General features: G+C 68.6%; 11 protein-coding genes. 4 read left to right on the top strand and 7 right to left on the bottom strand.

Going from position 1 to position 11,944, the window contains the following annotated elements; all coding sequences use genetic code 11:
* The 4 genes from LWC35_RS33380 to LWC35_RS33365 all read left to right on the top strand — a co-directional run.
* A partial coding sequence (locus LWC35_RS33380; protein ID WP_232874486.1) for an adenosylhomocysteinase occupies positions 1–206 on the top strand: 206 nt, incomplete at its 5' end.
* Positions 207–217: 11 nt separating this feature from the next.
* Positions 218–1,138, top strand: coding sequence for a formyltetrahydrofolate deformylase (gene purU / locus LWC35_RS33375; protein ID WP_232874485.1), 921 nt, complete (start codon positions 218–220; stop codon positions 1,136–1,138).
* 24 nt (positions 1,139–1,162) lie between these two features.
* The gene (locus LWC35_RS33370; RefSeq protein ID WP_232874484.1) at positions 1,163–2,155 is read left to right on the top strand and encodes a carbohydrate kinase family protein; all 993 of its coding nucleotides are present in this window, start codon (positions 1,163–1,165) and stop codon (positions 2,153–2,155) included.
* Positions 2,152–3,015 carry a bifunctional methylenetetrahydrofolate dehydrogenase/methenyltetrahydrofolate cyclohydrolase gene (locus LWC35_RS33365; protein ID WP_232874483.1) on the top strand — a complete coding sequence of 288 codons (864 nt, stop codon included), beginning with the start codon at positions 2,152–2,154 and terminating at the stop codon, positions 3,013–3,015. The genes LWC35_RS33370 and LWC35_RS33365 overlap by 4 nt, the downstream gene beginning before the upstream one ends.
* 208 nt (positions 3,016–3,223) lie before the next feature.
* Here LWC35_RS33365 and LWC35_RS33360 read toward each other — a convergent pair whose 3' ends face one another.
* From LWC35_RS33360 to LWC35_RS33330, 7 genes are all read right to left on the bottom strand, one after another.
* Positions 3,224–4,501 carry a PucR family transcriptional regulator gene (locus LWC35_RS33360; protein WP_232874482.1) on the bottom strand — a complete coding sequence of 426 codons (1,278 nt, stop codon included), beginning with the start codon at positions 4,499–4,501 and terminating at the stop codon, positions 3,224–3,226.
* Between the two features lie 287 nt (positions 4,502–4,788).
* The gene (locus tag LWC35_RS33355; RefSeq protein ID WP_232874481.1) at positions 4,789–5,658 is read right to left on the bottom strand and encodes an SDR family oxidoreductase; all 870 of its coding nucleotides are present in this window, start codon (positions 5,656–5,658) and stop codon (positions 4,789–4,791) included.
* Positions 5,659–5,689: 31 nt separating this feature from the next.
* The gene (gene lipP1 / locus LWC35_RS33350; RefSeq protein WP_232874480.1) at positions 5,690–6,730 is read right to left on the bottom strand and encodes a LipP1 family hormone-sensitive lipase; all 1,041 of its coding nucleotides are present in this window, start codon (positions 6,728–6,730) and stop codon (positions 5,690–5,692) included.
* 140 nt (positions 6,731–6,870) lie between these two features.
* Positions 6,871–7,659, bottom strand: a complete 789-nt coding sequence (locus tag LWC35_RS33345) for an alpha/beta fold hydrolase (protein WP_232874479.1) — start codon at positions 7,657–7,659, stop codon at positions 6,871–6,873.
* Positions 7,659–8,930, bottom strand: a complete 1,272-nt coding sequence (locus LWC35_RS33340) for an LLM class flavin-dependent oxidoreductase (RefSeq protein ID WP_232874478.1) — start codon at positions 8,928–8,930, stop codon at positions 7,659–7,661. Before LWC35_RS33340 ends, LWC35_RS33345 begins: the two co-directional genes overlap by 1 nt.
* 500 nt (positions 8,931–9,430) lie before the next feature.
* Entirely contained in the window at positions 9,431–10,813 is a 1,383-nt protein-coding gene (locus LWC35_RS33335) for a class II aldolase/adducin family protein (protein WP_232874477.1), read from the bottom strand.
* Positions 10,814–10,850: 37 nt separating this feature from the next.
* A complete protein-coding gene (locus tag LWC35_RS33330; protein WP_232874476.1) occupies positions 10,851–11,918 on the bottom strand; it encodes a DODA-type extradiol aromatic ring-opening family dioxygenase in 1,068 nt (355 codons plus the stop codon).
* Positions 11,919–11,944: the final 26 nt, after the last annotated feature.

Here is an 11,944-nt window from a genome sequence, read left to right as displayed (position 1 = left end):
AGGTGATCGCGCAGGTCGAGCTGTTCACCAAGCACGAGGAGTACAACTGCGACGTCTACCGGCTGCCGAAGATCCTCGACGAGAAGGTCGCGAGGATCCACGTGCAGGCGCTGGGCGGCGAGCTGACCAAGCTCACCAAGGACCAGGCCGAGTACATCGGCGTCGACGTCGAGGGGCCGTTCAAGCCCGATCACTACCGCTACTGACAGAGGCCATCATGACTCGGTCCAGCACCGTCCTCGGAAGCCGGCCCAGTGATCCCGACCCGGTCGACGACGCGATCAATGCGGACACCGGCCGGCTCGTCGTGTCCTGCGTCGACGGGCCCGGCATCGTATCGCGGATCAGCACCTTTCTGCACCGGCGGGGCGCGAACATCCTCGCCTCCGACCAGTTCTCCACCGGTTCGGAGGGCGGCCGGTTCTTCCTGCGCACGCAGTTCCACCTCGACGGGCTGACCGGGCGGCTGGCCGCGTTGGAGGCCGGCTTCGCCGCCGAGGTGGCTTCCGCGATCGGGGGCAGCTTCCGGTTCCGCCCCGACGCGGCCCGTACCCGCGTGGCGCTGTTCGTCTCGCGCTACGACCATTGCCTGCTCGACCTGCTGTGGCGATCCCGTCGGCGGGAGCTGCCGATCGACGTCGTCCAGGTCGTGTCCAATCATCGCGACCTCGCCGCCGATGTCGCCACCTTCGGCGTGCCCTTCGCCCACGTCCCTGTCATCCGGGCGACCAAGCCCGAGGCCGAACGGCGCCAGCTCGACCTGCTACGCGGGCGCATCGACCTCGTCGTGCTGGCCCGCTACATGCAGATCCTCTCGGGAGGGTTCCTCGCCGAGGTGGGCGTCCCGGTCATCAACATCCACCACTCGTTCCTGCCGGCGTTCGCCGGGGCCGGCCCCTACGAGCGCGCCAAACAGCGCGGCGTGAAGATCATCGGGGCCACTGCTCACTACGCCACCGAGGACCTCGACGAGGGCCCGATCATCGAGCAGGACGTCGTCCGCGTGTCGCACCGGGCGGGCGTCGAGGAACTCACCCGGGCCGGCGCGGACATCGAGCGCAGCGTCCTCGCCCGCGCCGTCCGCTGGCACTGCGAGGACCGCGTTCTCGTCGACGGCCGTACCACCGTCGTGTTCTGATATCGCCTCCCCTGAAGGAGTCCCATGCCTGACGGAACCATCGCCGTCACCGGCTCCATCGCCACCGACCACCTCATGCATTTCCCGGGGCGGTTCGCCGACCATCTCCTCGACGGCCATCTGGACCGGCTGTCGCTGAGCTTCCTCGTCGACGACCTCGTCGTCCGGCGTGGCGGGGTCGGCGCCAACATCGCCTTCGGGCTTGGCGTGCTCGGCGGCCGCCCGTTGCTCATCGGCGCCGCCGGGGCCGACTTCGCCGAGTACCGCTCCTGGCTGGAACGCCACGGCGTCGACTGCGGCGGCGTGCACCTGTCGGCCACCGCGCACACCGCCCGGTTCACCTGTACCACCGACGACGACGGCTGCCAACTCGCGTCGTTCTATCCCGGGGCGATGGGCGAGGCCGCGGGAATCGGGCTGGCACCGCTCCTGGCCACCAGCGACGTCGCCCTGCTCCTCGTCGGTGCCGACGATCCGGACGCAATGGTCGCCCACACCCGGGAGGCGAAGGCGCTCGGGGTGGCGTTCGCGGCCGACCCGTCGCAGCAGCTCCCACGGCTCGACGCCGACCAGTGCCGGACCCTTGTTGAGGGGGCCCGATACCTGTTCACCAACGAGTACGAGTGGGAGCTGCTGCTGCGGCGCACCGGGTGGACCGCCGCGGAGATCGCCGACCGCGTCGAGCTGCGCGTGACCACGCTGTCGGCCAAGGGTGTGCTGATCGTGGACCGGTACGGTGCCGAGACCCACGTCGAGGCGCTCCCAGCGACGACGGTCGTCGATCCGAGCGGGGCCGGTGACGGCTTCCGGGCAGGTTTCGTTACCGCGGTCGAACGCGGGCTGACCGCCGAGCGCGCCGCCCAGCTCGGTTCCCTGGTCGCCACGCTCGTCCTGGAGACCTCCGGGACCCAGGAGTGGCACCTCGACCCGAGCGTCGCCGGGGAGCGGCTGGGTGCGGCGTACGGCCCCGCCGCCGCGGCAGAAATCACCCCCCTGCTCCACGGACGTCCGACATGACGGCGATGCTGATTGACGGCAAGGCCACCCTGGCAACGATGCTCGCGGAGCTCAACGAGCGGGTCGAGAGGCTCACGGCCGCGGGACGCACACCGGGCCTGGGTACGGTGCTGACCGGCGACGATCCGGGGTCGCACTCCTACGTCCGGGCCAAGCACCGCGACTGCGCGAAGGTCGGCATCCGCTCGATCCAGCGGGAGCTGCCCGCCGACGCCACGCAGGCCGACGTGGAGCGCGTACTGGACGAGCTCAACGCCGACCCGGAGTGCACCGGTTACATCGTCCAGCTGCCGTTGCCCCGCGGTCTCGACGCCGGTGCGGCCCTGGAGCGGATCGCCCCGGACAAGGACGCCGACGGTCTGCACCCCACGAACCTGGGCCGTCTGGTGCTGGGTGAGCCGGGGCCGTTGCCGTGTACGCCGCGCGGGATCGTCGAGCTGTGCCGGCGCTACGACGTGCCTCTCGACGGCGCGCGGGTCACGGTGGTCGGCCGGGGGATCACCGTCGGCCGGCCGTTGGGCCTGCTGTTGACGCGCCGCTCGGAGAACGCGACCGTCACGCTGTGCCACACCGGCACGCGCGACCTCGCCGAGGCGGTGCGCGGGGCCGACGTGGTCGTCGCCGCGGCGGGTGTAGGTGGTCTGATCACCGCCGACATGGTGCGGCCGGGCGCAGCCGTGTTCGATGTCGGCGTCTCCCGGACCGATCATGGTCTGGTCGGCGACGTTGCCCCGGGGGTCGCGGAGGTGGCCGGCCTGCTGGCCCCGATGCCGGGCGGGGTCGGGCCGATGACCCGCGGCATGCTCCTGACCAATGTCGTCGAGCGGGCCGAACGGGCCGAACGGGCATTCGCGGGGTGACCCGGACCCGGCGGGCGTGCCGGCCGAGCACGGTGGGTTGCCGCTCGGCGCGTAGCCGGCATCCGCTGCTGCGCCGACTGCCGCACCCGGCGACGATCAGGCAGCCGCGCCGGCGAGGCGGCGGCGCTCGTAACGGGGACCGGATGTCCGGTCCGCGAGATCGGTTACGGACGGAGCACGCGGTCACGCAGCGCCTCGTCGACACCGGTCACGACGCCTCAGCCGGGCCCGCCACCGCGTCCAGGATCTCCAGCGCGACCTGGGCCAGCAACCTGTCCCGGTAGCTGCCCAGATCTAGGCCGGTCATCTCCTGGACGCGGTGGATGCGGTAGGAAACGGTGTTCGGATGCACGTGCAGGATCTGCGACGCACGCTGGGGGCTGTTGTTGGCACGGAAGTAGCAACTCAGTGTGGCCAGGTACTCGGCCATGTTGCCGCGGCCCGGCGTATCCAGGTCTCCGAAGACCTCCCGGACGAAGTCCCGTAGCTCCGCCGGGTCGGCCACCTCGAGCAGGAGACGATGGATGCCCAGGTCCTCGAATGCCACCGCCGTACCGGTGCGGCCCATTCGCTGTGTGATGTCCAGGGCGCGCCGCGCGCCGTCGTAGGAGCGGGCAATGCCCGTCGCGGAGTGGCACGCATCGCCGATCCCCACGGTGGCGACAGCATTTCCTAACAAGTGCGGCGCATGCTCGACACACGTGTGCGCGAGTTGCTCAGCTCGCCGTACGGCGGGGTCGGGCTCGGGGACCACCACGGCGACCTCCCGGCCGCGCACCGCCGTGATCGCCTCCGGCACGCGCGTGGTGACGAACCGCTCCATGGCCACGCAGATCCGACCAGTGAGTTCGTTGTCGTCGATGTCGAGCACGATCGACAGCACACGGTGCGGCGTGTCCTCGTGGTAGCCGAGATGTCGTGCCCAGCGCTGCACCTCCTCCGGATCGCTACCGTTGCCGGAGAGCAGTCCCTCCATCAGGTCGTTGCGTACCTGGGTGGCCGCCGCGGCCACCACACGCTCGCGGCCGAGGATGACACCGCAGATGGTGGCTGCATGCTCGGTCAGGAGCAGCCGCAAATCCTCTCCGGCGTCGTCGCCGCCGTCGTGGAGCGTCAGGAGATAGGCGGGCACATCATCACCGACGACGATGGGAGCGACGATCAGTGGAGCCGCGTCGCTCACCCGCGGAAGCCGTACCGCGCGCCGGGTACGGGCCGCGACCCCGACCACCTGGGTCAGCCTCGGATGCGCCGAATGATCGCCGATGACGCCTGCGACCCATGCGGCACCGTCTGCGGGAGCAGCCGCCAGCACGCTCAGCTTCTCGTCGACCACTGCGACGTTGGCATCGACCCGTTCGGCGATTACCTCGGCCACGGTTTCCATCCCGGCGTCCTGCACGGCGAGACTCGATACGTGGCGGTACGCGGAGACGAGTCCTCGCAGCGCATGGTTCTCCCGCCTCAGCTCGCCACTGTCCGTCATCCGCGCTCCTCGGTCGGACATCGATCACGCATCTCCTATGGACACCGCTTCTGCAGACGAAGCGGGACGCATTCCGGAGGCCGCCGCTCGGAGATGGGCGGAGCCAGGGGTCATCCGAGGTGGCAAGCAACGAGGTTGTCCGCGTCCTTGGTGACACCGGGCCGGTCGGGTCCGTGGAAGAGGATGTCTCTGGCGTGACGCGCCGAGCGGGACCCGGCGCACGGGACACCGAAACGTCGCACGGAGCCACGACCGGCATCAGGTGGCCGGACCTGGAGCCCCTCGGTTCAGCCGGGCGTGGAAAGCGACCGCTCCCAGGCGGCGGCCTCGTCGAACGCTGCGACGGCGTGATCCACGAAGTGCTCGAAGAAGTACTGCCGCTGGTCGGAATGGTCGACGACCATCGCTGTGTTCCTCCGGACGGCACGCAGCACGTGCGGCGCCACCTCTTCGGGTTCTAGGAACTCGGTGAGGTTCTTCTGCGACCATTCGGCGCCCCGGGCCGCCAGTAGCTCGCTCGGTTCTCCGTCGCGGGGGCCGCCGAACCGTTCCGGGCGAAAGCGCGGGCTCTCCCGGAGCGATCCGCGAACGCCGCCGGCGCAGTACACCGTGGAGCCGACTCCGACCTCGGCGAGCTCGATACGCAGGTTGAGCATCATCGCGATGATTGCCGACTTCGTCGTCACATAAGGCACATGATAAGGGAACCAGCCAGGACTCAGACCGGCGGTCGACGCCGTGGCGACGACATGGCCCGCCCGGGCTTGGAACATGTCGGGGAGGAAGGTCCGCAGGCAGTACACGGTGCCCATCAAGTTGACCTGGACCAGCCAATCCACGTCGCCGTCGGTCATGTCGGTCAGGCGGTCGAAGCACGTCACGCCCGCGTTCGCGAACAGCAAGGAAACCGGGCCAAATGCCGCATTCGCCTCGGCCTTCATCCTTCGTACGGATTCCCGACTGCTCACGTCGCACACGACCGGGATCGCCCTGCCGCCGGCCGTCTCGGCTTCCGCGGCAACCGCGGCTGCCCTCTCCCGGAGAATGTCCGCGACGACTACGGAGGCGCCCTGGGCCGCCAGCTCCAGTACCAGTCCACGACCGATGCCGCTGCCTCCCCCCGTCACCAACGCTACGTTCCCGGCGATCTCAGTCACGCCAACCTCCCATTGCGATGGGTCGCGCTGCTCAATCCCCGACCGGGGTGGAGGCGTTCACCGGCGCCGGATCGAACACCTCTCGCAGAGCCACCACGACGTCGTTCACCGCCTCGGTCGCCTTGGCGAGCACACCCGGCATCCCGAAGAAGCCATGGAACACACCGTCATAGCGCTTCTTCCGGACGTCCACACCCGCCGCGGACAGCCGCCGCGCGTAGGCCTCCCCGTCGTCACAGAGCGGGTCATGTTCGGCGGTGAGGACGAATGCGGGGGGAAGCCGGTCGAACGCCGTCGCACTCGACGGCGTCGCCCGAGGATCGGACCGATCCGCTTCGTCTCGCAGGTACAGGTCCCAGAACCACACGACATCCCGGCTAGTCATGACCGGCCCTGCGCTGTTGCGGCGCCAGGAGGGCCGTTCCACGGCGTACTCCGTGGCCGGGTAGACGAGAACCTGCAGTGAGATGGGCAGCTCGCCACGTTCTCGGTCGACCAGTGCTACGGCTGCGGCCAGGTTCGCGCCTGCGCTCTCCCCGCCGACGGCGAGCCGAGTCGGATCGCCGCCGATCTCCTCGCCGTGGCCGGCAACCCATCGCACTGCTTCGAGACAGTCCTCGAACGGCACGGGAAACTTGTGTTCGGGCGCCAGCCGGTAGTCGACGGAGACCACGACGCAACCCGCCTCGTTCGCGATCATCCGACTGGTCAGATCGCTGTTGTCCACACTGCCGAGGGCCCAGCCGCCACCGTGAAGCCAAACGAGCATCGGTAGAGCGCGCTCACCGCCGGGACGATACACCCGGATGGGAATCCCCCCGTGCGGTCCGGGGATCACCCGGTCACTCACGTCATTGACGGGCGGCCCCGGCCGGCGCTGCCGGCTCCCCGACAAGCGACGGGCTTCGTCGATCCCGACCTCGTGATACGGCCGGGGCATCAAGGTGCGCATCGCGAGGAGCACGTCCTCGGCGTCAGGATCAAGTGACATCGGCGCGTCCCGGCTCGCCGAAACCGACTCCACGCAGCATGCGACGAGATCCTCGCGGCACCACTCGCCGGGCGGACCCACGACCTGGACGTCGGCGACAGCGGGAGGGCCGCAGAGGCGATGTCCGCCGCTCGACGTCCTCATAGACACGCGACCGAGTCGACACCCGCCACGTTCCTTCCTCACCGGCCACGGTCGTACCAGGCATTCCGTCTACCCTCTCAGGCGAGGAACCTGAGGGTCTCGGCGGTAACGCGTTCGCGTTGCTCGAGATGGGGGTAATGGCCGGCCCGGTCGAGGACCTGCACGCTGGCGTTCGGGATGCCGCGGGCGAAGTCCTGGGCGTACACCGGTGGGACCAACCGATCCTGCGCACCCCAGAGCACGAGCGTGTCCGCCTTGATCCGGCGCAGTCTCTTGTGCAGTCCGCGCTCGGGAATCGGATGGATGAAGTGCGCCGTGCTGGCCATAGCCGAGAACGACCTCAGATACCCCGCCTGGGACTCCGCCAGGTCCTCCGGCTCCGAGAGCCGAGCCGCCACTTCCGCGTTGGACAGGTCGTGATACAGCAACGCCGTCCGTTGCTCTGGTGAGACCAAGAGGTGGTCGCCCACTGGTGCATCGTCGCGCCACAGCCCGAGCGGGTCGATCAGCACAAGTTTCCGTACCCGATGGGTGAGCGTAGCCGCGATCTCCGCTGCCACCATCCCGCCGAACGAATGGCCGATCAGATCGACCTGCTCCAGGCCCAGCTGCTCGAAGAGCTCGTCGTAGTACACGATGAGATCGAGCAGTCCGTCGAGCAGCCGAAGATCAGCGGGCTCTTCGCTTCCCGGGTTCACCGGGGCGTACACCCGGTGATACTTGGCTAGATCTGCCAGATAGGCGGGCCACTCTTGTCCGAAAAGACCGTGCAGATAGACCAGCGGCCGCCCTCGACCGTCGGCGATGACCGGATTCTGGCTGAACCCACCGGAGAGGGCAATGTTGTTGACGTTGGCATCCATCATCAGTGTGCCCCCGTCAACGTCTCGGCCGCCGTCGGCTGGTTCCTGGTGGCCCCGGAAGGCCACCACTGGTCGACGTAGCCTTCGTCGTCCCATATCGTTCGGGTCTTAGGCAGGACCTTCTCCGCGAAGAGCTTGGTGTTGTACTTCGTGAGCTCGGTGTCCATCGACTGAAGTTGCATGATGGCGATCAGGTGACCGACCCGCAGACGCCTGACCGCCTCCTCGAGCCGTTGAGCGACGGTGTCCGGGCTCCCACCGATCACCGCACCCTCCTCGATGAACCGTTCCCAGCTCGGCTCCGCGACCAACTTTCCCGCGGTGGACTTGCGGACGGCGAACGGGCTAGCGGATCCGGTCGCCTTCATCATGTGCTGCATGCTGGCCCGGGAGGTGTACCCCGGCACCACCGAGAACTGCGGGGCGATGTACATCGACTTGTCGTAGAAGTTCTTGACGTGCGGCCAGTAGAGCCGCTTGGCCTCGGCGTCGGTATCGGCCACGCAGATCAACTGCGCGTATCCGGCCCGGTACGGGTTGTCGTCCCGTTCACCATGCTCCCCCACGACGCTCCAGTAGCTGTCCATCTGCCGCTGGGCGACTTTGTAACCACCGAAGCTCAAGAAGTTGTAGGTGTAGTCCATGTCCGCGGCGAACTGCCAGGTCTCCACCGAGCCGCCGCCCGCCAGCCAGATCGGCGGATGCGGCTTCTGGATCGGCCTGGGCCACGGGTTCACGTAGCGCTGCTTCGTGAACTCACCGTTGAAGGGGAACGGCCCGGGGCGGGACCACGCCTGCTTGATGAAGTCGTGCGCCTCGTAGTAGCGCGGCCGCACGGTGTCCGGAGGGAGGCCGATCACCCCGCACGTGTCCATCGCCGAGCCAACCGGCCAGCCAGCAACCAGCCGTCCTCCGCTCATGCAGTCGATCGCAGCGAGCTCCTCGGCCACGCGCAGCGGGTGGTAGAGCGGCAGGGTCGTACCGAGCAGACAGATCGCCGCATCGGACTTCCAGCTCGCGAGGATGCCGCCGGTCATGTGCGGCGATACCGGAAACCCGTACCCGTTCTGATGGTGCTCGTTCGTGCCGATGCCATCGAATCCCATCGAGTCCGCGAACCGGAGCTCTTCCAGATTTGCGTGCAGGTACTGGCCGACCAGCTCTGGATCCACCAGCTCGTCGTTCGGCGCGGTGACCCAGATGCTCTCATAGCGATCCCGAAAGTCGTCGGGCAGATTCCGATATCCCTGCATATGCAACCAGATCGTCTTCATTGAACGCTTCCCCTCTCGTCGCAGCCAGCAGGCAAGCCTGAACGCGGACCGATCTCCCCGCCGTCGGGGCCAGGCGATGACGAGGAGGCTAGCCGCGTTGCTGACGTATCGTCAAGTGTATGAACATGCTGTTCAGGAAGGGCTGAGTCGGCCCGTGCAGAAGGCTTCCTCCCGGAACGGGCGCGGTGTGGCACTCCGGGAGAGACCGAGCCACAGGTCCGGTGACTGCCCGCCACCGGGGCCGGTCTCGCTCCGAAATTGCGAGTTCTCACCGGCCAACGGTCCCGCCTTGTTGTCGGCGCTCGTCACGACTGAGCGGCGACATGGTTTCCCGATGTACCCGCCCACGCGCCCGCGTCGGGCACGCGGCGCCTGCGTACTCAGCAGCACCAGCTCAGACGCCGTGGGGGCGAACGCCATCCTCGACGCCACCGGCAGGAGCATCCGCGACCGGTCGCCCGGGCCCGACACGCCGCTCTGACGGGCGGGAACGCCGGCGATCAGCGCGCAGCGTCGTCGCCGGCCTCCTGGTTCTCCGGATCGTCGCGGGTGAGGTGACGCCACATCCGTTCCTCGATGCCGCCGCTGAAGACCGCACGTGCCGCGGCCTCGTCCGCCGTGAATTCGATCGGCGCGCCGTTCGCAGCTCTCACGGCCAGGTCGGTGGCGCTGGCATCCTCCAGGAACCGCGCGAGAACGACGGCTCGCGGCAGGGACGGCCCGGCCACGACGGCGCCGTTCCCGCGCAACACGATCGCGGCACTACCGCCCAGTGCCTGTGCGACCTGGTCGGCTCGCTCATCGTCCCGTACCAGCCCGGGATCGGGCCACAGCGGCGGTCCCGGAAAGAAGTAGGCGCCGTTGCGGTCGAGAGGGCGCGCGGTGCGGCCCAGGACCGAGAGCGCGCCGACGGCGGACGGCAGCACCCGGACGATGCCGCCGACGTCAGGGCGCCTCCGGTAGATGGCCTGGTGCATGCGCACCTCGCCGGCGACGCCGACTGGCAACGGGCCCCGCGTCGGGACCGTGACCCCGGGCCCGTCCTGCAGCTGCCCGAGCGGCACGGAGGGCGTGACGAGGAAGGAGGACTCGTCGATGCGCAGTGAACAGTGTCCGAAAGCGTCGACCAGGCCCTCCCGTGCCAACGCCCTCGCCGCGACGCGAAGAAGGCGATCTCGCGCGGCGGCTTCGCTCCGGACGCCGGACGGTCGGTCGCTGCGGACGCCGGAGGGTCGGTTCGTGAAGAGGAGGTCTCCGAGATGGTCGAGGAACGAGTCGTATCGGTCGCGGAACTCCGTAGACTCGGGGACCTGCCCAGTGATGATCTTCGTGAGCGGGCGGAGCGCCGCCGGGTAGATCGCCAGACCCATCATGGTGACGAGCAGCAGGTCGGGGTCCAGGTCGGCGGGGAGGTGCCCGGCGCGCTGGGCCTTCTGGATGATCCGGATCTCCTCGGCGTACATGCTCGCCCGTACCCCCGAGGCCACGACATTCGTACCGGGCGCGTCCATGTCGACGGACAATGCGTCCCAGGTGACGAGGCGAACGAAGGCCAGGCTGTCGGCCAGCAGGTGGTGGAACGCCCGGACGAGCTCGCCGGCGGAGTCGCGGCCTTCGGCGACTGCCTCGATCGCGGCGAGAACGGCGGTGTGCTTCTTCTGGAACGAATCCCCGAAGACCGCCTCGTAGAGCTGTTCCTTGCCGCCGAAGTGCTGGTACAAGGCCCGCACGTTGACATCCGCGCGGGCCGCCACCGATTCCACCCGCGCTCCCGCGAACCCGCGGGCGGTGAACTCCTCGAGCGCGGCGACGAGGATGCGTTCCTTCGTCGCTCCGCTGTCCCGGCGGCGCCGCGGAGGCGCATCCGATCGCTCGACCGACACTCGATCCCGCCCTTCGTGACGGCCCGCCCCATCCCGGTCAGGCCCGGTAGACGGCAAAAGCCTTCGACGAGTTGAAAATGTAGCTCTCCTCGAACGAACTCCAGTCGGGCGCCTTGCGTCCGAGCGACTCCATCGCGCCGAGCAGTGTGTGCCAGTTGAGGAGCTCCTGCTGGCCGCTGTCCTCGACCTCGGCCAGGCTCCGAGCTCGCCAGACATCAAAGTCACCCTCGACCAGCGCCTGGTAAAGGACCCGGTCGGCCTCGACGTCGGGTTGCAAACGCCAGGTCTTGTCGGTGGTGAACGCGTGGCTCCAGCTCGATGATGCGATCAGGGCGACCTTCAGGTCGCTCGCCGCGAACGCCTTCGCCACCGCGGCCCCCACCTCCATGAAGCGCCACGGCGGCGGCGACGGCGGGTCGAGAGGCGCTGCGTCACCCAGGGAGACGACGAAACCCTTGTCGCCGATGACCTTCGACCCGTAGCAGTTGAGCGGGAACTGGATCACCGGGTAGGGGAACCCGCGACGGTGGTAATCGAGGTACAAGATAGTGTTGAGGAACGCGTGGGCCATCCCGTCGTGATGTAGGGGTCGATAGGCGTAGGAGACGTCGATGCCCTTGTCCAGGAGCTCCTTCGCCAACCAGCGGGCGACCTCCGGATGGCCCTTGATCGAGATCTCCGCGTCCGGCCCCTCCTGCCAGTAGTTGGACCGGCCCAGCATACCGGAGGAGTGGGCCAGATCTGCCCACGGCCTGATCGTCATGTCGTCGTACGCCAGCACCGCGTAGGGCGGGATGATGTCCTCGCGGAAGTTCTCGTACTGGTCGTCGCCCCAGATCACGACGACGTCCGGGGCGAAGGAATCCAGTTCCGCACGGCAGCGGTCGAGCCCGGCGACCAGTCGGGCCCGGTGGCGGCGGGCCGACGTACGCCCCTCGTCCTCGCCCCACTCCTCGCGCATCAGCGCGGGCCAGGTGCTCACGTCCTTGGCGTGGTCGGGCACGAGGGGGTCCTGGAGCGCCTTCCTGATCACCCACGCCATGTCGTCATCCGACCCGGCCAGTGGCGGGTAGTGCGTGACCCCAAGTCCGAGAATCTCGCCCATGCCATGTGCCTCCTGTCGACGGTGAG

Source organism: Pseudonocardia kujensis (assembly GCF_021283305.1).
GTDB lineage: Bacteria > Actinomycetota > Actinomycetes > Mycobacteriales > Pseudonocardiaceae > Pseudonocardia > Pseudonocardia kujensis.
This window is presented reverse-complemented; position numbering and strand designations above follow the sequence as displayed.